Consider the following 18,982-nt stretch of genomic DNA (forward strand, 5'->3'; position numbering starts at 1 on the left):
TCATGATCGCCAATATGCCGCCGCCGACCGGTGGGCGCAATGCGCCGCCGTGCCCTAGATGCAGTTTCAATGCCGCCTCTCTAGTGCCGGGGCGGCGGTTCGTCCTGGGCCTTGGCCTCCTCCGGCACGCGGGCCAGGGGACCGGCCTGGTGATGGATCATGCGCCAGCCGCCGTCGGCGCGGATGAACAGGTTGCTGGCAACCAGATGCTGGTTGCCGAATCGCTCATAGCAGCAGACCAGTCCGATATCGCCGAAGATGGTGGCCTTCGGCGCGACCGCACTCACCGGAATCGGGCCGGCATTGCTGAGAATCTCCCGCCAGCTCGCCAGCACCTCGGTCCGATTGGTGATCGGCGGCCAACCGGGATGAACGCAAAAGACATTGGCCTGCTCGGCCCAGACCGCCGCCATCGCCTCCAGACTGCCCGCGGCGAAGGCCTGGTAGAAGGCGTCGTTGGCAAATTCCAAGGTCGCGACATCGGCGCTCATATCTCATTTCCCATCGCGCTGTTGTGACGCGGCGGCCGCGTCGTCTCCAACCGAAGAGAGGTTGCACCCCGGGCACGTGCACTGCAACATGGCCGCCCCTCAAGTTTGACCGGATACCACCGATGATCGGCCGTCTCAATCACGTGGCGATTGCAGTGCCAGACCTCGCCGCGGCTTCGGCGCTCTATGGCGGCGCGCTCGGCGCCAAGGTCTCGGCGCCGGTGGCACAGCCGAAGCACGGCGTCACCGTCGTCTTCGTCGAGCTGCCGAACACCAAGATCGAGCTCTTGCAGCCGCTGGGCGAGGAATCGCCGATCGCCGGCTACTTGGCGCGCAATCCTGCGGGCGGCATCCACCATGTCTGCTATGAGGTGGATGACATCCTGGCCGCGCGCGACCAGTTGAAAGCTTCGGGCGCAAGGGTGCTCGGCGACGGCGAGCCGAAGATCGGCGCCCATGACAAGCCGGTGCTGTTCCTGCACCCGAAGGACTTCCTCGGCACGCTCATCGAACTCGAACAGGCATAATCGGAAAATGAACTGGCTCGGATCTTTCTTCATCTACATGGTCGTCTGGTGGGTGGTGCTGTTCGCGGTGCTGCCCTGGGGCGTCAGGCGCAACGAGAACCCGGAGGTCGGCCACGATACCGGCGCGCCGGCGGTCACCCATCTGAAGCAGAAGCTGATCGCGACGACCTTGATCACCTTCGTGCTCTGGGGCATCGGCGTGTTCCTGTTCTGGCATTACGGCCTGTCGCTGACCATGCTGGAGCATGCGAAGTAGCCGAAGGCTGCTCGGAAGGTTTTGGGGGAAATCATGAGCGGATATTGCAAGGTGGCGCCCGGCCATGAATGGCACGGGCCCTATCATGGCGAGCATTACGGCTATCCGATCGCCGATGACAACGAGCTGTTCGAGCGGCTGATCCTGGAGATCAACCAGGCCGGCCTTTCCTGGCTCACCATGCTGAAGAAACAGCAGGGCTTCCGCGACGCCTACCACAACTTCGAGATCGCCAAGGTCGCGCGCTACGGCGAGCGGGATCGCAAGCGGCTGCTGAACGATGCCGGCATCATCCGCAACAAGCTCAAGGTCAACGCCGCGATCGAGAACGCGAAGCGCATCCAGGCGCTGCAGAAGAGCCACGGCTCCTTCGCCGCCTGGCTGGCCGCGCAACATCCGCTGACCAAGCCGGAATGGATGAAGCTCTTCAAGAAGACCTTCGTCTTCACCGGCGGCGAGATCGTCGGCGAGTTCCTGATGAGCATCGGCTATCTCCCCGGCGCCCATGCTCCCGACTGCCCGGTCCACAAGAAGATCGCCAAGCTGAAGCCGGCCTGGATGGCCGCTGTGAAGAAGGGGATGAAGTACTAGAAGCCGGAATCAAAAAGAGGCGGCCTTGCGGCTGCCCCTTTGAAGTGTAGCGTCCCCTGTGTTTTGTGAGCTGCCACCTTACGGCTTTCGGCGCTGTCCCTCCCAGAACTTGGACTGTGCTCCTTCGGCTCGCTCGCCCCGGATTCGTTATGTCCGAGGGAAGGGGACGGTACTCACATCCCCGAATTGTGTCACGCCTCTTATTCCCGTTTTAGGGCAATAATATTGGCTCTTATGGATTTACTGTAACCGCGTCTTCACTCAGTGATCTCATAGGGGACGATGATGGCTTCGTCCTTCGCGAAGATGGTGCAGGGCACGCCGCCGCTGCGGGTGTGGCAGATGTCGATCGCGTCCTGGCTGACCGGCATGCCCTCGATGCATTCGTTCACCGGGCAGCCGGTCAAGCCCCAGCTCCGCCCATCCTGTGCCACGGCAAAATAGCCCTGGCCCATCGGCTTATGCCAGGCGATCGGGGTCAGCCAATATTTATAGTTTTCAAAGGCCGCCCAGGTCGCCTTGGTGATGGTAACCTTGCCGCCGGACGGTGCCGCGGCCTCCGTTGCGGGCGCCTTCGCGTCCGACTTGCCGGCGCCGAACCAGCCTTCAACGGTGCTGCATCCCGAAAGCAGGATCACCGAAGCGATCAATAAGAAACGCATCAGTCGTTCTCCCACCGACTGCCCATCCCTGATTGGATTTATACGGGATCAAGACCGGGATTAACAGTGCCGTAATATGGTGAATTGCGTCAAATGCATCGCAGACCGAGCCGTGCGAGGACGAACGGAATGATGCAAAATGCGAAATCTCGGGAGTAAAGGGGGCGCTGGGGCGAACGAGGGGACTCGAACCCCCGACATCCAGGACCACAACCTGGCGCTCTAACCAACTGAGCTACGTCCGCCATCGCGCGTCGGGGCCGGCCAAGGAAACCCTCGGGACGGCCCTTCAGAACGGCGAGGATGTAACCGAGGGGGCCAGAACCGTCAAGCCACCCGCATGAAGCTTGGCGCGGCCGGGGCTTATCCCCCCTTCTCCACCTTGTCTCGGGCTGTCGTCGGCATGCAAATTCCTGTCGGCTTCGGCCCGCTGGCCGTGTGGTCTTTCGCTAAACTCCCGGCCCGACCCGGCCCCGGTTGAGGGGCCTTCACTGAGGGATCTTTCATGCTTCACCTTGCGAGCGGCATGGGCCGTCTTGGCACCGAATCCGCCTTCGAAGTCCTCGCCCGCGCCAAGGCGCTGGAAGCCCAGGGCAAGAGCATCATCAGCCTTTCGATCGGCCAGCCCGACTTCCAGACCCCGGGCCACATCGTCGAGGCCGCGATCAAGGCGCTCAAAGACGGCCACCACGGCTACACCCCGGCCAACGGCATCCCGCAGGTCCGCGAGGCGGTCGCCGCCGACCTGCACCGCCGGCACGGCGTCACCGTCGATCCGGCCAACGTGCTGATCGTCCCCGGCGGCAAGGTCACGATGTATTTCGCGATCGCCATGTTCGGCGAGCCGGGTGCTGAGATCATTTATCCGAACCCCGGCTTCCCGATCTACGAGAGTGCCATCAAGTTCACCGGCGCGACCCCGGTGCCGCTGCCGCTGCTGGAAGAGAACGGCTTCGGCTTCAAGGCCGAGGACGTGCTCTCGCGCATCACGCCGAAGACCCGCCTCATCATCATCAACTCGCCGGCCAACCCGACCGGCGGCATCTGCGTCAAGGCCGAGATCGATAAGCTGGTCGCCGGCCTGGAGAAGCACCCGGACGTCGCGATCATGTCGGACGAGATCTATTCCGAGATGCTCTACGACGGCAACGTCCACACCAGCCTGCTCAAGTATCCGCAGCTCGCCGACCGCCTGATCGTGCTGGACGGCTGGTCGAAGACCTACGCGATGACCGGCTGGCGCATGGGCTACTCGGTCTGGCCGAAGTCGCTGATCGAGCATGCCACGCGCCTGTGCATCAACGTGCATTCCTGCGTCAACGCGGCGGCCCAGTGGGCCGGCATCGCGGCGCTGCAGGGCCCGCGCGGCGAGATCGACAAGATGATGAAGGCGTTCGACGAGCGCCGGAAGTTCGTGGTCGCCGAGCTGAACAAGCTGCCCGGCGTCTCCTGCATCACGCCGCTTGGCGCCTTCTATGCCTTCCCGAATATCAAGGGCACCGGCTTCAAGTCGAAGGCGCTGGAAGTGGCGCTGCTCGACGAGGCCGGCGTCGCCTCGATCGCCGGCACCAGCTTCGGCGCCTATGGCGAAGGGTACCTGCGGATCTCCTACGCCAACTCAATCGAGAACATCGCCGAGGCGATGAAGCGCATCGGCAGCTTCCTGGCAAAGCGCAAGGCAGCCTGACCTTTTAGACATCAAGCTGACAGAACGCGTCCGACCAAGGTCGGACGCGTTTTTGTTTGCGGCCGGTTATTCGCCAACGACTCCACGCCTCCCGGTTTCGTGATTGGCGGTCGCTGCAGTGCAGCGATTAGCTGCTGTTGAGCCCTCCAATCGAAAGCTCTCAGCGATGCGCAGCGCCGCCCTTCGCCTGCTCGAAAACGACCCGCCGACGCTGCTCTCGGTCGCCACGACGGTGCCGAAGCACCGGCTCGCGCAGGGCGAGGTCGCCGCGATCGCACCGCGGCTGTTCGATCGTCAGAAATCCGACATCGACCGGCTGATGCCGGTGTTCGAAAATGCCGGCATCGCCACCCGCTATTCCTGCGTGCCGATCGACTGGTATCTGGAGCCGCATGGCTGGCGCGAGCGCAACCAGCTCTATCTCGACAACGCAGTCGAGCTGCTGACCGAAGCGGCGGAGAATGCGCTTGCCCAAGCCGGGCGGAGGCCGCAGGACATCGCCGCTGTCGTGGTCGCATCGACCACCGGCATCGCGACGCCGAGCCTCGACGCCTTGTTGCTCAACCGGCTCGGTTTGCCGTCGCACATTCTGCGCCTGCCGATCTTCGGCCTCGGCTGCGCTGGCGGCGTGCTGGGTCTGAGCCACGCGGTGGCGCTGGCCCGGAGTCTCGACAGGGACGACCGTGGGGGCGACGTGCTGTTCCTGGCGGTCGAGCTCTGCGCCCTCACCTTCCGCCAGGGCGATCTCTCGAAGAGCAACATCGTCGCTGCGGCGCTGTTCGGCGACGGGGCCGCGGCCCTGGTGATCGGCCGGCCCGGATCGGAGGGCCTGCGCTTCGGCCCCTCCGGCACCCATACCTGGCCGGACTCGCTCGACGTCATGGGCTGGCATGTCGAGGATGACGGGCTCGGCGTGCTGTTCTCCCGCGACATTCCCGCTCTGGTGCGCGACGAGTTCGGCCCGGCCATGGACGCCTTCCTCGGGCGTTGCGATCTCAGTCGCGACGACCTCGCCGGCTTCGTCTGCCATCCGGGCGGCGTGAAGGTGCTCGATGCTTTGGAAGAGGCCTTCGGTCTCGAACCCGGCACGATGCAGGAGGCGCGCGACGTGTTGCGCGAGCATGGCAACATGTCGGCGGTGACAGTGCTGTTCGTGCTGGAGCGGATGCTGCACCGCGGCCTGGCCGGCAGGCAGCTGATGACGGCGCTCGGGCCCGGCTTCAGCGCCGGCTTCCAGATCCTGGAAGCATGACTTTTGCGCTGCTCCTGTTCGTGACATTGCAGCGCCTCGGCGAATTGGCGATCGCGCGGCGCAACACGCAACGCCTGCTGGCCGATGGCGCGGTCGAGATCGGCGCCGGTCACTATCCGCTGCTGGTCCTGCTGCATACGTCATGGCTGACGGCGCTCTGGATCCTGGCGCTTTCCGGTCGGGCGGAAATCTGGTGGCCGGCGGTCGCAGGCTATGCGATCGCCGAGCTGGCGCGCGCCTGGGTGATGGCGAGCCTCGGCCGCTACTGGACCACCCGCATCATCGTCCCGCGCGGCGCGCCGGTGGTACGCAGCGGACCCTACCGCTTGCTCAAACACCCGAACTATTGGGTGGTCGCCGCCGAGATTGCGCTGTTGCCGCTGGCGCTGGGCTCGTGGACACTGGCCCTGGTCTTCTCGGGATTGAATGCCGCCGTGCTCAGTTGGCGGATCCGGGTCGAGGAAGGCAGCCTCGCGCCGCGCCGAACGCTGCCCGATTCCTAAGCATGCCCGCCTAATTATTCAGCATTTCCGCAGCGCACCAACAAATTAATATGGCGATTCCAGCGGCTTAGACGCTGGCACGAGCTTTGCGAATTGGGCGAGGAACCTATGGCAGGGAAAGGCCTGGAGAACGCATGAAAAAGATCGAAGCCATCATCAAGCCGTTCAAACTCGACGAGGTGAAGGACGCGCTGCACGAAGTTGGGATCCAGGGCATCACCGTCACCGAGGCCAAGGGCTTCGGCCGGCAGAAGGGCCATACCGAGCTCTATCGCGGCGCCGAGTATGTCGTCGATTTCCTGCCGAAGATGAAGCTCGAGGTCGTGCTGGAAGACCACCTGGTCGAGCGCGCGATCGAGGCGATCCGCCAGGCGGCCGCCACGGGGCGCATCGGCGACGGCAAGATCTTCGTCATCAATGTCGAGGAAGCCATCCGCATCCGCACCGGCGAGCGCGGGCCGGATGCGATCTAATCGCTAATCTATGGTGGCGCACAGTAGCCGAAAGGTCTATGCGTCCGCGCAGTGAGTGACCCAAAGGATCGCCGGGGGAGAGCGGTCCAGAAACCAAACAACAAACGATCGGAAGAGAGACCATGTCCAGCGTCAAGAAAACCCTGGAGCTGATCAAAGCCCAGGACGTCAAGTACGTCGATTTCCGTTTCACCGACCCGCTCGGCCTCTGGCATCACCTGTCGCAGCATGTCAGCACCGTCGATGAGGACATGCTGACCGAGGGCGTCATGTTCGACGGGTCCTCGATCGCCGGTTGGAAGGCGATCAACGAGAGCGACATGGTGCTGAAGCCGGACTGCGCCACCGCGATCATGGACCCCTTCGCGGCGCAGACCACGCTGGTCATCAACTGCGACATTCTCGAGCCGCTGACCGGCCAGAACTACGGCCGTGACCCGCGCTCGATCGCCAAAAAGGCGGAAGCCTATGTGAAGAGCTCCGGCGTGGGCGACACCATCTATGTCGGCCCGGAAGCCGAGTTCTTCGTGTTCGACGACATCCGCTACGACGTCACCATGAACGCGACTTTCGTCGAGTTCACCTCGGAAGAGGCGCCGTATGTCACCGGCAAGAAATTCGAAGAGGGCAACCACGGCCACCACATGAAGATCAAGGGCGGCTATTTCCCGGTCGCCCCGCTCGACTCCGCCCAGGACCTCCGCGGCGAGATGCTGACCACCCTTGCCGCCATGGGCGTCGAGGTCGAGAAGCATCACCACGAGGTGGCGCCGTCGCAGCATGAGCTCGGCGTGAAGTTCGGCACCTTGGTGAACTGCGCCGACGCGATGCAGAAGTACAAATACGTGGTGAAGAACGTCGCCCACAACTACGGCAAGACGGCGACCTTCATGCCCAAGCCGGTCAAGGGCGACAACGGTTCGGGCATGCATGTGCACCAGTCGATCTGGAAGGACGGCAAGCCGCTGTTCGCGGGCAACGGCTATGCCGACCTGTCCGAGATGTGCCTCTACTACATCGGCGGCATCATCAAGCACGCCAAGGCCCTGAACGCCTTCACCAACCCGACCACCAACTCCTACAAGCGGCTGATTCCGGGCTTCGAGGCGCCGGTGTTGCTCGCCTACTCCTCGCGCAACCGCTCGGCCTCCTGCCGCATCCCCTATGTCGCAAGCCCGAAGGGCAAGCGCGTCGAGGTGCGGTTCCCGGATCCGCTCGCCAACCCCTACCTCGCCTTCGCGGCGATGGTGATGGCGGGCCTCGACGGCATCCAGAACAAGATCCACCCGGGCGACCCGATGGACAAGAACCTCTACGACCTGCCGCCCGAGGAGCTGAAGAATGTGCCTACCGTTTGCGGCTCGCTGCGTGAGGCGCTGCAGTCGCTGGAAGCCGACAAGAGCTTCCTCCTGAAGGGCGACGTCTTCACCGAGGACTTCATCAGCGCCTATCTCGAGCTGAAGTGGGAAGAGGTCTACGCCCTCGAGCACACCCCGCATCCGATCGAGTTCAAGATGTACTACTCTTCCTAAGCCGGACCCTCTTCCGGAAACTTGCGGCCGGGCGAAAGCCCGGCCGTTCTGTTTGCGCGACCCGCCTACAGCCGGCATCAGTCTCGCGCAGTGGGACCATATGGAGCCCTGCGTTACGCAGCACGACATTCTTTTAGAAAGGTTCAAATTCTCCGCTTTATCGAATGGTTAACCGGTCTTGATCTAGATCTACTCCCGAAAACCAAAAGCTGGGAGTTTCTGCGGTGACCATTGGCAAGCGTTTCCTGATCGCCGGCATCATATCCATCCTTGCGCTGATCGCGGTGAGCGCCCTGGGTGTCTGGGGCACCATCGAAGCCGTCAGAGGCAGCGCGCAGATCAACACGGTTTCCACGGCGGTCCGCAATCACATGGAAGCGGACATGATGCACGACGCGCTGCGGGCCGACGTGCTCTACGCCTTGCGCGAGGGCAAGACCGGAAACAAGGACGCCCAGCCGGGTATCGCCGCCGACACCGCGGACCACATCAAGAATTTCGAGGAGCATGTCGAGGCCAACAAGGAACTCGACCTGCCGGCCGAAGCGCGCAAGTCGCTCGACGACCTCGACCCGGTGCTGTCGCCCTATATCGAGGCGGCGCAGAAGATGGTCGACACCGCCTTCACCGACAACTATGCCGCCCAGCGCGGATTCGACGACTTCATGAAGACGTTCGAGACGCTGGAAGAAAAGATGGGCGCCACCGGCGACGCCATCCAGGAGAGCGCCAACACGATCCAGGCTGAGGTCAACAGCAAGACCCAGACCAGCTTCATCCTGCTCGCCGTCATCATCGCGGTTTCGGTGATCGCGGTCGTCGCGGTGCTGACCTTGACGGCGCGCTCGGTCGTGCGCCCGGTCAAGGCAATAACCCGCGCCATGGGCAGCCTCGCCGCCGGCGATCTTGCCACCGAGATCCCCGGCCGCAACCGCAAGGACGAGATCGGCGCCATGGCCGATGCGCTGGAAGTGCTGAAGGAGAACTCGCTGCGCGCGCAGCACCTCTCCGGCCAGCAGGGCGAAGTCCATGACGCGCAGCGCCGCCGCGCCGAAGCGCTGGAGCGTTTGTGCCAGGAGTTCGACACCGAAATGTCGAGGAACCTGAGCGACGTCGCCAACTCGCTGCAGACGATGCAGAGCGCGGTCGGCTCGATGGCGAAGAGCGCTGAGCAGACCGCCGGCGAAGCCGGCCATGCCAACGAAGCCTCGGCGCAGACCGCCAGCAGCGTCGGCTCGGTCGCCAGCGCCACCGGCGAGCTCTCCAACACCATCACCGAGATCACCCGCCAGGTCGCCCAGTCGAACCAGATCGCCGGCGAGGCGGCCAACCAGGCCCGCCAGACCAACGAGCAGATCAAGGGCCTGGCGATCGCCGCCGAGAAGGTCGGCGCCATCGTGCAGCTGATCAACGCGATCGCGGGCCAGACCAACCTGCTGGCGCTCAACGCCACGATCGAAGCGGCGCGTGCGGGCGAGGCCGGCAAGGGCTTCGCGGTGGTGGCTTCGGAAGTGAAGAACCTGGCCAGCCAGACCGCCAAGGCGACCGAAGAGATCGCGAGCCATGTCGGCGCGATCCAGACCGAGACCCAGCGCTCGGTCTCGGCGATCCAGAGCGTCGCCGCCATCATCGAACAGATCAACCAGATCACCGCTTCGGTCGCCACCGCCGTCGAGCAGCAGGGCGCCGCCACCCAGGAGATCGTGAAGAGCGTCGATCAGGCCTCGGGCGGCACCCGCGAGGTGACCGAGAGCATCAACACCGTGGTCGGCGCGGCCGGTGAATCACGCAACGCCGCGGCGCGCCTGACCGAGGTGACCGGCGCGCTCAGCACCCAGTCGCAGTCGCTCAGGGCCGGCGTCGAACGCTTCCTCGCGAATGTGAAGGCGGTCTAACCGGCGGGACCCTTCCAGGTCATCAGCCGCTCCTCCGCGAAGAACCGCGCGCCCAGGCGTTGATAGAAGGCCATGGCCGCGGGGTTCTGGTCCCAGACGGTCCAGAGCAGGCGTTGCCCGCCGCGTTGGCGGATCACCGCGGCGGCCGCGTCCATCAAGGCCCGCCCCACCCCGCTCTTGCGCGCAATCGGCCGCACGAAGAGATCGACCACGTGCAGGCTGGGCGCGGCATCGGCCGGCCAGTAGCCAAAGTGGTACATGAGATAGCCGACCACCGTACCGTCCTGCTCCGCCACCAGCACATGGGCCAGCGGTTCGGCACAAAAGACGTCGCGCGCCAGGATCTCGGGCGAGAAAACAATGTCGTCCGCTTCCGGAATCGCCGGCGCGTCGGATGCGACCGGCATGGCGTCGAGCTCGTCGACAAACTCCTGGGACATCCGGCTGAGCTCGCCTGAATCGCCGGGAAGCGCGGGCCGGATCAAGGGCGCAACGCGGCCCGTGCGTCGAACCGCAACTCGGTTTGTGCCTGGCGAATGATCTGCCAGCCACCGCTGATGCCGAGGAAGGCCATGATCGCGGCAACGACCAGATCCGGATAGCCGGTTCCGGTGCCGAACACACCCGCGGCCGCTGCCACCACGGCGATGTTGCCGATTGCGTCGTTGCGCGAGCAGATCCAGACCGATCGCATGTTGGCGTCGCCCTGGCGAAAGCGGAACAGCATGAGCGCCACGCCGGCATTGGCGATCAGCGCCAGGACTCCGACGATGCCCATGACTTCGGCTTGCGGCAAGGTCCCGGCATAGGCGTGCCAAGCCGTGGAGCCGAGGACCCAGAGCCCGAGCGCCAGCAGAGCCCAGCCCTTCAACAGGGCCGCCCGCGCGCGCCAGGCGAGACCCAGCCCCGCCACGCCGATGCTGATGGCGTAATTCGCGGCATCGCCCAGAAAGTCGAGCGCGTCGGCCTGCAGCGAGGCGGAGCCCGCCGCGGCACCGGCAGCGATCTCGGCGACGAACATCGACGCATTGACGCCGAGCGCAACCCAAAGCGCACGGCGCCAAGCCGGGCTATCGACCGCCTTGGCCTGGGAGGAGCAATTGTCGTGAGAACAGCATCCGGACATTCGGGTTTCGATCGTTGAAGTGGCGTTACCGACCCTCTAATATGGACCCTATAGTCACTAGAGGGTCAAGGCGATGGCGGAACGATTTTCCATTGGCGACCTGGCCAAGGCCACAGACACCAAGGTCGAAACCATCCGCTACTACGAAGGAATTGGATTGTTGCCAAAGCCGGCGCGGACGGCGGGCAACTATCGCAGCTATGTCGCGGCGCATCTCATGCGTCTCGGCTTCATCCGCCGTGCCCGGGATCTCGGTTTCTCCCTGGACGAGGTCCGCGCCCTGCTGCGCCTCTCAGACGATCGCAGCCGATCCTGCGAACAAGTCGACGCGCTGGCCAAGGCGCATCTCTCCGATGTCGAGCGAAAGATCGCCGATCTCGAGGCGCTGCGGAACGAGCTCAAAGAGCTGATCCGCCAGTGCCGCCACGGCACGATCGACGAGTGCCGGATTCTCGAAGCCTTGGCGCCCTCCGCCGCTCAGCCCCTCGCGCGATAACCCGCCGCGAGCTCGGCGTAATGCTCGGCCGAATAGGCAAAATAGGCGAGCTCCTTGTCGCTGAGCAGGCGCATCAGCTTGGCCGGGCTGCCGGCCCAGAGCTCGCCCTTCTTCACCCGCTTGCCCGGCGTCACCAGCGCGCCGGCGGCGACCATACCGCCGCCTTCGACCACCACGCCATCCATCACGCAGGCCTTCATGCCGACGAAGGCGCCGTCCTCGAGGGTGCAGGCGTGGAGCAGCGCCATATGGCCGACCGTGATGTCGTTGCCGATTGTGGTCTTGGTGCCGGTAGCCCCTTCCCGCTCGTGATTCACGTGGATGACGGTGCCGTCCTGGATGTTGGTGCGGGCGCCGATCTTGATGCTGTTGCTGTCGCCCCTGAGCACGCAGCCGTACCAGATGCTGGAGCCGGCGCCGATCTCGACATCACCGATGATGACGGCGGTCTCGGCGATGAAGGCGTCCGGCGCGATCTTCGGGGTGATGCCTTCGAAGGGCTTGATCAGGGCGGGCATGGCGAGCGGCTTCATGCCTTGTCCAATCCCAGCATCAGGCGGATGTTCTGCACCGCCGCACCCGAAGCACCCTTGCCGAGATTGTCGAGCCGCGCCACCAGCAGCGCCTGGTTGAGCGCGTCGTTGCCGTAGACGCGGAGCTCCATCTTGTCGGTGTCGTTCAAGGGCTCGGCCTCCAGGCGGTCGTTCGGCGCGGTCTTGACCACCTTCACCAGCTCGGCGCCCTCGAAATGGCGTTCGAGCGCGGCTTCGAGATCGGCGGCCTTGGGTTTGCCGGGGAGCGTGTCGAGATGCAGCGGCACCGAGACCAGCATGCCCTGGCGGAAATGCCCGACCGAGGGGATGAAGATCGGCCGGCGCGAAAGCTTGGAATATTGCATGAGCTCCGGCACGTGCTTGTGCTCGAAGCCGAGGCCGTAGAGCTCGAAGGACGGACCGCCGGTCGCCTCATGCGCCTCGATCATCTGCCTTCCGCCGCCGGAATAACCGCTGACCGCGTTGACGGTGACGGGGTAATCGGCCGGCATCAACCCGGCCTCGACCAGCGGGCGGATGAGCGCGATGCCGCCGGTCGGGTAGCAGCCGGGATTGGAGACGTGCTTCGCCTCGGCGATGCGCTTGGCTTGGCCCCGGTCCATCTCGGCGAAGCCGTAGACCCAGTCCGGCGCCACGCGATAGGCGGTGCTGGCATCGAGGATGCGGGGCGCGGCATTGCCCAATCCGGCGGCGAGCGCGACCGACTCCTTGGCCGCCGCATCGGGCAGGCAGAGCACGACCAGGTCCACTTCGCCCATGATCTCGCGCCGCGCATTGGGATCCTTGCGCTTCTCGCCGGTCAGGCTCCGGAGCTCGATCCCAGCCTGCGTCAGCAAGCGCTCGCGGATCCCGAGCCCCGTCGTGCCCGCCTCGCCATCGATGAAAACCCGCGCCGTCGCCGCCATTGGTGGACCTTCCTGCCGAACCTTGCCCGTCCTAGCTAATGGAGACGGCCGGGAGGATCAAGCGACGGTTCCGCGCAGCGGCCTTGCGTCAGTTCCTGCCGAGGAAGCTCAGGATCTCCGCCGCGGCGGCCTCGCCCGAGGTGACCGCGCCCTCGAACCAGCCGGCCTGGTCGGGCGCGAAGTCCGAGCTGGCGAAGGCGAGCGGACCGTGGCGGCGCCAGGTGGCCGCCACCGTGGCCTCCGGTGCGTCGAGATTGGTCGCGACCCAGGCGCCCCTGGCGAAGGGATCGTCGTTCCAGTCGTGCCAGTCGACTGAGACCACCTCGGCCTCGGGGAAGAAGCGCTTGGTGGCCGCCACCGCGTCGGCCGGCATCCTGGGCGACCAGCCCTCGTCGGCGACACCGAAGCCGACCAGCAGCGCGGCACCGCCGTCTTCCGCCAGCCGCTCGCTGAACATCCATTCGATCTCGGACCGCCCGCCGGTCGCGAGCACGCCGACCGGGACGTTGCGCGCCTTGACCCAGACCTTGACCGCGCGGCCGAGATGGCCGGCCTCGATCGCATCCGCCTTCGGCTGGGGCAGCGGCGGATCGAAGCGAATGGCGCGCAGCGGGTTGAGGCCGGTTGCCAGGATCGCCGCGCGGCTGCGCCAAAGCCTGCCGTCCTCGGTGGTGATGCCGACGCCGTCATCGTTGACGATGATCGTCTCGACCGGATGGGTGAGCTGCAAGCTCGCGCCGGAATCCTCCAGCATGCGCGTGGCCAGGGCGGTGACGCCGCCGACCAGCGTCTCCACCCAGACATCGGCCATTCCCTCGGTCAGTCCGTCGGAATAGGCCGAGCTCGACAGCAGCTCCGCCGCCGGCGCCCGGCGCTTCTCCGCATTGCCCGAGACCGCCCACCAGGCGCTCAGCAGGTCGCAGGTCGAAAGCGGCGCGCCGATCCGCACCAGGTAGTCGGCCAGGCTTACGGCGGCGATGTCGCGACCGTGCTCGTCCCGCGCCTTGCCTGCCTTGAGCAGCATGGCATCCGCCGCGATCCGGGCGACCGCGTGTTCATGGGCCGCACGATCAACGGCCGAGGTCGGCCCATCGCGATGCAAGGCACCGTCGCGAAACCAGCGGCGCTCGACGATCGGCGTGCGCGGGCGGAGCGCAATGCCATGCTCGGCGCAAAGCGCGCGCATCCGATGCTGCCAGGGCGTAATCCAGGCGCCGCCGAAATCCAGCAGCTCGCCGGCCACCGCAAAGTGCCGGGCATAGCCACGGCCGCCAATGCGGTCGCGAGCCTCGATGACTGTCACCCTCCGATTGCTCTTGGCGAGTTCCAGGGCTGCAGTGGCACCGGCCAGGCCAGCACCGATGATGATGACATCGTGCATTCACTACCCTGTGTGACCTTTCGTTCAACAAGTTTCCCGCCAGGGACTTCAGAATCAACGCAAATCGCCCCTGATCCGAATCACCAATCCCCGCGCCCTGCACTGGCGGAGATCCCTGAACCAGTTACCTGTCTTGCGCATTGCTGACGAGATCATGTTAGGGCGGGCGAGGCAATTTCCAATGTTGGACAGGACCTTAGCAAGAATACCGCATAAGATTTTCTTCGACCGGCACGACCTTTCGAAAGCGGCGATCGTCGCCGGCAGCGGACGCAGCGGGACCACCTGGGTGGGCCAGGTGCTCGGCTCCATCTCGCACTATCGCTTGATGTTCGAGCCCTTCCACTGCAAGGAAACGCGCATCGTTCGCGACTGGCATTGGCGGCAATACGTGCGGCCGGACGATCGCCGCGCCACCTATGTGGGACCGGCCAGTTTCATTCTCTCCGGTCGAGTGCATTCCGATTGGATCGACAAGCTGAACGCCGAGGTGTTTCCGCGCGGCCGCTTGATCAAGGATATCCGGATCCAGCTGCTCCTGCCGTGGATGCACGAGACCTTTCCCGAAATCCCGATCGTTATCGTGACGCGGCACCCCTGTGCCGTGGCACTGTCGCGGATGGCCCTCGGCTGGGAGACCAGCCTCACCCCCCTGCTCGAGCAAGGCGAGTTGATCCACGACTATCTCTCGCCCTTCGTCTCTGAGATGGAGCACGCAAAGGACGAGTTCGACAGGTGCCTCATCCTGTGGTGCGCCGAGAATTATGTTCCCATCCAGTACTTCTCAAGCCGGAACTACGGTTCGCAGATGCATACACCCGGCGACCCCGCCTATCTCACGCGCTACGAAGACATCTGCGCCGATCCGGAAACTGAGTTCGGCAAGCTTGCGGACTTCTTCGGATGGCAAGTCAACCAGGAGAGCAAGGCGCTGATGAAGAAGCCCTCCGCGATGACGGCCAAGCACAGCGCCATCCTGAGCGGTGGCAACCTGGCGGAGGCCTGGCGCAAGAAGATCACCGACGCCCAACTCGCCAGCGCCCGGCGGTTGCTGGAGATCTTCCAGCTCAATCATCTCTATTCGGTCTGAGGCGGCGGCGCCGGCTGGATCTGCGACTGCCATTCGGTGATGGCGTCGATCGGGTAGATGAAGTTGAGCACGTTGAGCGTGAGATTGTCGTGGATGGCGTAGGCCGCCGCGAGTTCCAGGACCAGGACCAAAGCGACGCTGGCCCAGACCGGCACGCGGCGCGCGACAGCGAAGCCCGCCATCATCGAGAAGGTGTCCATCACCGAGTTCAATGTGCTGTCGCCGACATAGCCCTGCGCCAGCGCCTGCTGGCGATAGGCCTCGATCACGAAGGGCGTGTTCTCCAGGATCTCCCAGCCGATCTCGATGCCCATCGCGATCAGCAGCGCCTGCCAGACGCTCAGGCGATGGCGGAAGACCAGCCGGATCGCGCCGTAGAACAGGAAGCCGTGCACGATATGCGAGAAGGTGTACCAGTCGAACAGCTGCTGCGAGGTCTCCGGCGAAAGCGGGCTGTTCTCCCAAAGCCGGATCGTGCCACAGGTGCAGATCGGCGGCCGTCCCATAGCCAGCAGGACGACGATCTGCAGGACGAGAAGGACGGGGATGCCCCAGACCCAGCGGTTCACACGGTTCATAGCGCGAGAGTAGCTGAGTCGCGCCAAAAGCAAAAAGGGCCGCAGCGAACTGCGGCCCTTTCCGTCTCCAGAGGAAAGGAGATTTAGCGCTTCGAGAACTGGAAGCTGCGGCGCGCCTTGGCGCGGCCGTACTTCTTACGCTCGACGGTACGGCTGTCGCGGGTCAGGAAGCCTTCCTTCTTCAGGGCCGAACGGAGATCCGGCTCATAGTAGGTCAGCGCCTTGGAGATGCCGTGACGGACGGCACCGGCCTGGCCGGAGAGGCCGCCGCCGACCACGGTGCAGATCACATCGAACTGGCCGGCGCGGTTCACGATGCCGAACGGCTGGTTGATGATCATGCGCAGGACCGGGCGCGCGAAATACTGCGTGCTGTCCTTGCCGTTGATGGTGATGACGCCCTTGCCCGGCTTGATCCAGACGCGGGCTATCGCGTCCTTGCGCTTGCCGGTGGCGTAGGAGCGGCCCTGGGCGTCGACCTTGCGCTCGTAGCGCGGGGCGGCTTCCATCGCCTTGCCGGCGACCACGCCGGTGCGGGCGCCGCCGAGGTCCTTCAGGTCGGTGAGACGAGTCGGTTCGTTAGCCATCTGGATCAACCCCGCTTGTTCTTCGGATTCATCGCGGCGACGTCCAGCGTTTCCGGCTGCTGCGCCTCGTGCGGATGCTCGGCACCCGCATAGACCTTCAAGTTCTTCATCTGCTTGCGGCCGAGCGGGCCCCGCGGGACCATGCGCTCCACCGCCTTCTCGAGCAGGCGCTCCGGATGCGCGGAGCCGAGGATCTTGCCCCAGGTGCGCTCCTTGATGCCGCCGGGATGGCCGGTGTGCCAGTAGAACTTCTCACCCTCGGCTTTGTTGCCGGTGAGCTTCACCTTGGCGGCGTTGATGATGATGACGTTGTCGCCGTCATCGATATGCGGGGTGTAGGTCGGCTTGTGCTTGCCGCGCAGCCGGTTGGCCACGATGGAGGCGAGGCGGCCGAGAACGACGCCCTCGGCGTCGATCAGGATCCACTTCTTCGCGACCTCTGACGGCTTCGACGAAGAGGTTTGCTCTGTAAGGCGCATGGTTCACTCGAATACAGTTAGTCGGCGGAGCCCTCTCCGCGGATCGGGCCGGTGTATAGAGGCGGCTTTTCGGCCTGTCAACCAGCCCGCTCGTCGCGGCAGAAGCTTAATCCAGTTAAATCAATATCTTATGGTTACGGTATTATAATACCGGCAAATAATTCCCCGGAATCATGGACTTTTGCCCCTCCCGCCGAGAAAATCGCCGGCAACTCACGGGGAATAAGCATGTACGAGGCGCTGACGGAAGCGGATTTCGTGCGGCATTTCATGCCGCGGCTGGCGGTGCCGGACCACGAGACCTGGCTCTCCGAAGACCATGCGCTCAGCGCCTCGATGCGGGAACGGCTGCGGCACCGGCGGAATGAGCGCTATGGGCCGGGGCCGCTGCAGCTGATCGATCTCTTCCCGGCCAAAGCGCCCAATAGCCCGGTCTTCGTCTTCATCCACGGCGGCTATTGGCGGGCACTTTCCAAGGATCACTTCGGCTTCATCGCCGAGCCGCTGCTCGATGCGGGCGCCGCGGTCGCATTGGTCGACTACGACCTCTGCCCCGCCGTGCCGCTCGCGACCGTGGTCGAGCAATGCGCCCAGGCGGTCGCCTGGATCCGCGGCCAGGCACGCAGCATCAACGGCGATCCCGACCGGCTGGTGGTCGCCGGCAATTCGGCGGGCGCGCATCTCGCCGCCATGCTGCTGAGCCGGGATTGGAACGATGGCGCAAAAGCTGCCTTCATCCAGGGTGCGGTGCTGGTGACCGGGATTTACGACCTCGCGCCCATTCCCCATATCCAGGTGCGCGAGGACGTGGCGCTGACGCCCGCCGACATCGAGCGCCTCAGCCCGCTGCGCCTAAAGCCGCGGGTGAAAGCGCCGGTCGTGATTGCCGCGGGCGGCGACGAACCGCCGCTCTGGATCGACCAGTCGGCGCGCTATCATCGGCAGCTGGTCGAAGCCGGGATGGAGAGCGAATACATGTTGCTGCCGGGCCATCACCACTTCTCGATCTCGCGCGCAATCGCCGAGCCCGAGGGCATGCTGTTCCGGGCCATGCGGCGGGTGCTGGAATCATGACCAGCGTGGTGTCGAACGATCCCCTGCTCCGCGCCGACCTGAACGGCATCGCTACCCTGACGCTCAATCGGCCGGCGCAGCGCAATGCGCTTTCGATCGGCCTGATGGAAGCGATCATCGCAGAGTTCGACCGCATCAAGGAGGATGCCGGCGTGCGCGTGGTGGTGATCACCGGTGCGGGAACCTGTTTCTGCGCCGGCCACGACTTGAAGGAACTGCGCGCCGATCCCAGCCGGGCGCATTATGAGAAGACCTTCGCGCTCTGCTCGACGATGATGCAGCGGATCGTCGCCCTGCCCCAGCCGGTGATCGCCGCGGTTCATGGCATCGCCACGGCGGCGGGCTGCCAGCTGGTCGCCACCTGCGATCTCGCGGTCGCCGCCGAGGAAAGCCATTTCGCGACCCCGGGCGTGAATATCGGGCTGTTCTGCTCGACCCCGATGGTGGCGCTGACCCGCGCGGTGTCCCGGAAGCAGGCGATGGAGATGCTGCTGACCGGTGAGCCGATCGATGCGCCGACCGCGCTCCGGCTCGGGCTGGTCAATCGCCTGGCACCGACGCCCCAGGTGATGGAGGAAGCGGTCGATCTCGCGGTCGAGATCATCGCCAAGTCGCCGCTCACCTTGAAGCTCGGCAAGCAGGCCTTCTACGCCCAGGCCGAGCTCGGCCTCGCCGCGGCCTATGACTATGCGAGCCAGGTGATGACCGAGAACATGATGGCGCTGGACGCCCAGGAAGGCATCGACGCCTTCCTCGCCAAGCGCAAACCGGAATGGAAGGGCTGCTGAGGTGAGCGAGGATTACAGCGACGACTTCCTGCGCGGCATCCTGAAGGAGACCAAG

23 protein-coding genes and 1 tRNA gene are annotated in these 18,982 nt (G+C 64.8%); 13 read left to right on the forward strand and 11 right to left on the reverse strand.

Features of this window, described 5'->3' with window-relative positions; genetic code table 11:
• Window positions 1-80: 80 nt before the first annotated feature.
• Window positions 81-491 carry a nuclear transport factor 2 family protein gene (locus tag ACH2CY_RS26800; protein ID WP_395023012.1) on the reverse strand — a complete coding sequence of 137 codons (411 nt, stop codon included), beginning with the start codon at window positions 489-491 and terminating at the stop codon, window positions 81-83.
• A 122-nt stretch (window positions 492-613) separates the two neighbouring features.
• Between ACH2CY_RS26800 and mce the strand changes: the two genes are divergently transcribed.
• Genes mce through ACH2CY_RS26815 form a run of 3 tightly spaced genes read left to right on the forward strand, consistent with a single transcriptional unit; the run spans window position 614 to window position 1,865 of the window.
• On the forward strand, window positions 614-1,018 hold the full coding sequence (mce, locus tag ACH2CY_RS26805) for a methylmalonyl-CoA epimerase (protein ID WP_395023013.1): 405 nt from the start codon (window positions 614-616) through the stop codon (window positions 1,016-1,018).
• 7 nt (window positions 1,019-1,025) lie between these two features.
• Window positions 1,026-1,274, forward strand: coding sequence for a DUF1467 family protein (locus tag ACH2CY_RS26810; RefSeq protein WP_395023014.1), 249 nt, complete (start codon window positions 1,026-1,028; stop codon window positions 1,272-1,274).
• Window positions 1,275-1,307: 33 nt separating this feature from the next.
• Window positions 1,308-1,865 carry a DNA-3-methyladenine glycosylase I gene (locus tag ACH2CY_RS26815; protein ID WP_395023015.1) on the forward strand — a complete coding sequence of 186 codons (558 nt, stop codon included), beginning with the start codon at window positions 1,308-1,310 and terminating at the stop codon, window positions 1,863-1,865.
• Window positions 1,866-2,122: 257 nt separating this feature from the next.
• Here ACH2CY_RS26815 and ACH2CY_RS26820 read toward each other — a convergent pair whose 3' ends face one another.
• On the reverse strand, window positions 2,123-2,527 hold the full coding sequence (locus ACH2CY_RS26820; protein WP_395023016.1) for a hypothetical protein: 405 nt from the start codon (window positions 2,525-2,527) through the stop codon (window positions 2,123-2,125).
• Between the two features lie 168 nt (window positions 2,528-2,695).
• Window positions 2,696-2,772 (reverse strand) — tRNA-His (locus ACH2CY_RS26825).
• A 260-nt stretch (window positions 2,773-3,032) separates the two neighbouring features.
• Here ACH2CY_RS26825 and ACH2CY_RS26830 point away from each other — a divergent pair.
• The 6 genes from ACH2CY_RS26830 to ACH2CY_RS26855 all read left to right on the forward strand — a co-directional run bounded on the left by ACH2CY_RS26830 (window position 3,033) and on the right by ACH2CY_RS26855 (window position 9,869).
• Window positions 3,033-4,214, forward strand: a complete 1,182-nt coding sequence (locus ACH2CY_RS26830; protein ID WP_395023017.1) for a pyridoxal phosphate-dependent aminotransferase — start codon at window positions 3,033-3,035, stop codon at window positions 4,212-4,214.
• 166 nt (window positions 4,215-4,380) lie between these two features.
• On the forward strand, window positions 4,381-5,466 hold the full coding sequence (locus tag ACH2CY_RS26835) for a type III polyketide synthase (RefSeq protein ID WP_395023018.1): 1,086 nt from the start codon (window positions 4,381-4,383) through the stop codon (window positions 5,464-5,466).
• Entirely contained in the window at window positions 5,463-5,969 is a 507-nt protein-coding gene (locus tag ACH2CY_RS26840) for an isoprenylcysteine carboxyl methyltransferase family protein (protein ID WP_395023019.1), read from the forward strand. The genes ACH2CY_RS26835 and ACH2CY_RS26840 overlap by 4 nt, the downstream gene beginning before the upstream one ends.
• 134 nt (window positions 5,970-6,103) lie before the next feature.
• Window positions 6,104-6,442 carry a P-II family nitrogen regulator gene (locus ACH2CY_RS26845; protein ID WP_028096232.1) on the forward strand — a complete coding sequence of 113 codons (339 nt, stop codon included), beginning with the start codon at window positions 6,104-6,106 and terminating at the stop codon, window positions 6,440-6,442.
• Between the two features lie 122 nt (window positions 6,443-6,564).
• Window positions 6,565-7,974 carry a type I glutamate--ammonia ligase gene (glnA, locus tag ACH2CY_RS26850; RefSeq protein ID WP_395023021.1) on the forward strand — a complete coding sequence of 470 codons (1,410 nt, stop codon included), beginning with the start codon at window positions 6,565-6,567 and terminating at the stop codon, window positions 7,972-7,974.
• 224 nt (window positions 7,975-8,198) lie between these two features.
• The gene (locus tag ACH2CY_RS26855) at window positions 8,199-9,869 is read left to right on the forward strand and encodes a methyl-accepting chemotaxis protein (protein WP_395023022.1); all 1,671 of its coding nucleotides are present in this window, start codon (window positions 8,199-8,201) and stop codon (window positions 9,867-9,869) included.
• Here the strand turns inward: ACH2CY_RS26855 and ACH2CY_RS26860 are convergent.
• On the reverse strand, window positions 9,866-10,309 hold the full coding sequence (locus tag ACH2CY_RS26860) for a GNAT family N-acetyltransferase (RefSeq protein WP_395023024.1): 444 nt from the start codon (window positions 10,307-10,309) through the stop codon (window positions 9,866-9,868). The genes ACH2CY_RS26855 and ACH2CY_RS26860 overlap by 4 nt on opposite strands.
• Window positions 10,310-10,350: 41 nt before the next feature.
• The gene (locus tag ACH2CY_RS26865) at window positions 10,351-10,995 is read right to left on the reverse strand and encodes a cation transporter (RefSeq protein WP_395023025.1); all 645 of its coding nucleotides are present in this window, start codon (window positions 10,993-10,995) and stop codon (window positions 10,351-10,353) included.
• 73 nt (window positions 10,996-11,068) lie between these two features.
• Between ACH2CY_RS26865 and ACH2CY_RS26870 the strand changes: the two genes are divergently transcribed.
• Window positions 11,069-11,491: a helix-turn-helix domain-containing protein gene (locus ACH2CY_RS26870; RefSeq protein WP_395023026.1), complete on the forward strand. Its 423-nt coding sequence runs from the start codon at window positions 11,069-11,071 to the stop codon at window positions 11,489-11,491.
• On the opposite strand, the gene ACH2CY_RS26875 is transcribed toward ACH2CY_RS26870, so the two are convergent.
• The 3 genes from ACH2CY_RS26875 to ACH2CY_RS26885 all read right to left on the reverse strand — a co-directional run bounded on the left by ACH2CY_RS26875 (window position 11,473) and on the right by ACH2CY_RS26885 (window position 14,331).
• Window positions 11,473-12,024, reverse strand: a complete 552-nt coding sequence (locus ACH2CY_RS26875; protein ID WP_395023027.1) for a gamma carbonic anhydrase family protein — start codon at window positions 12,022-12,024, stop codon at window positions 11,473-11,475. The two genes, ACH2CY_RS26870 and ACH2CY_RS26875, sit on opposite strands and share 19 nt — an antisense overlap.
• Window positions 12,021-12,950 carry an N-acetyl-gamma-glutamyl-phosphate reductase gene (gene argC, locus ACH2CY_RS26880; protein ID WP_395023028.1) on the reverse strand — a complete coding sequence of 310 codons (930 nt, stop codon included), beginning with the start codon at window positions 12,948-12,950 and terminating at the stop codon, window positions 12,021-12,023. Before argC ends, ACH2CY_RS26875 begins: the two co-directional genes overlap by 4 nt.
• 88 nt (window positions 12,951-13,038) lie before the next feature.
• Entirely contained in the window at window positions 13,039-14,331 is a 1,293-nt protein-coding gene (locus tag ACH2CY_RS26885; protein ID WP_395023029.1) for a flavin monoamine oxidase family protein, read from the reverse strand.
• 133 nt (window positions 14,332-14,464) lie between these two features.
• Here ACH2CY_RS26885 and ACH2CY_RS26890 point away from each other — a divergent pair, with 133 nt between their 5' ends.
• A complete protein-coding gene (locus ACH2CY_RS26890; protein WP_395023030.1) occupies window positions 14,465-15,421 on the forward strand; it encodes a sulfotransferase in 957 nt (318 codons plus the stop codon).
• On the opposite strand, the gene ACH2CY_RS26895 is transcribed toward ACH2CY_RS26890, so the two are convergent.
• From ACH2CY_RS26895 to rplM, 3 genes are all read right to left on the reverse strand, one after another.
• Window positions 15,409-15,999, reverse strand: a complete 591-nt coding sequence (locus ACH2CY_RS26895) for a DUF2585 domain-containing protein (protein WP_395023032.1) — start codon at window positions 15,997-15,999, stop codon at window positions 15,409-15,411. The genes ACH2CY_RS26890 and ACH2CY_RS26895 overlap by 13 nt on opposite strands.
• Before the next feature lie 83 nt (window positions 16,000-16,082).
• Window positions 16,083-16,586: a 30S ribosomal protein S9 gene (rpsI, locus tag ACH2CY_RS26900; RefSeq protein ID WP_395023033.1), complete on the reverse strand. Its 504-nt coding sequence runs from the start codon at window positions 16,584-16,586 to the stop codon at window positions 16,083-16,085.
• 5 nt (window positions 16,587-16,591) lie between these two features.
• Complete coding sequence (rplM, locus tag ACH2CY_RS26905) at window positions 16,592-17,065, reverse strand: 50S ribosomal protein L13 (RefSeq protein WP_395023035.1); 474 nt, start codon at window positions 17,063-17,065, stop codon at window positions 16,592-16,594.
• 228 nt (window positions 17,066-17,293) lie between these two features.
• Here rplM and ACH2CY_RS26910 point away from each other — a divergent pair, with 228 nt between their 5' ends.
• Both ACH2CY_RS26910 and ACH2CY_RS26915 read left to right on the forward strand, forming a co-directional pair.
• Window positions 17,294-18,139 (forward strand): alpha/beta hydrolase, encoded by an 846-nt coding sequence (locus ACH2CY_RS26910; protein ID WP_395023036.1) that lies wholly within the window; start codon window positions 17,294-17,296, stop codon window positions 18,137-18,139.
• Complete coding sequence (locus ACH2CY_RS26915; RefSeq protein WP_395023038.1) at window positions 18,136-18,927, forward strand: enoyl-CoA hydratase; 792 nt, start codon at window positions 18,136-18,138, stop codon at window positions 18,925-18,927. The genes ACH2CY_RS26910 and ACH2CY_RS26915 overlap by 4 nt, the downstream gene beginning before the upstream one ends.
• Window positions 18,928-18,982 lie beyond the last annotated feature (55 nt).

The organism is Dongia sp. (assembly GCF_041905885.1).
In the GTDB taxonomy this organism is placed as follows: domain Bacteria; phylum Pseudomonadota; class Alphaproteobacteria; order Dongiales; family Dongiaceae; genus Dongia.